Source organism: Amycolatopsis sp. cmx-4-61 (assembly GCF_046548775.1).
Lineage (GTDB): Bacteria > Actinomycetota > Actinomycetes > Mycobacteriales > Pseudonocardiaceae > Amycolatopsis.
The window spans coordinates 1-535 of the sequence record NZ_JAEBEI010000072.1; the positions used below are offsets into that span (position 1 = coordinate 1).

Annotated in this window: 1 pseudogene; it reads right to left on the reverse strand. The window is 69.7% G+C overall.

What is annotated here, in order from left to right:
• Window positions 1-535: pseudogene (locus ACLJOU_RS46960) on the reverse strand (IS5 family transposase); the annotation flags it as partial.

Here is a 535-nt window from a genome sequence, read left to right on the forward strand (position 1 = left end):
GCGGACCCAGCGGCGCAGGTCGGGCTGGTCGTAGGCCTTGTCCGCATGCAGCTTGGCCGGCTTGCGCCGCCGCGGACCGCGGCGGGACTTGATCGCCGGAATCGCCATCACCAGCGGTTTGAGGGCACAGGAGTCGTTCGTATTCGCGGCGGAGACCGCGACCGCGAGCGGCAGCCCGCCCCGGTCGGACAGGGCGTGGATCTTCGAGCCGGGCTTGCCCCGGTCCACCGGGCTGGGACCGGTCATAGATCCCCCCTTTTCGCCCGCACGCAGGCACCGTCCACGATCGCGCGGCTCCAGTCGATGAGACCTTGGCTGCCGAGCTCGTCCAGCAGCGCATGGTGCAGTCCTCGCCACAGCCCCGCTTTGGTCCATTGACCGAAGCGGCGGTGTGCAGTCTGGAACGGCACCCCGAATGTCGGCGGCAGATCCCGCCACGCACACCCGCTGGTCAGCACGTACACGATCGCGGTGAACACCGCACGAGCGTCCAGCGGAGCAGTGCCACCACCCTGCGGACGCGACTCGAACACCG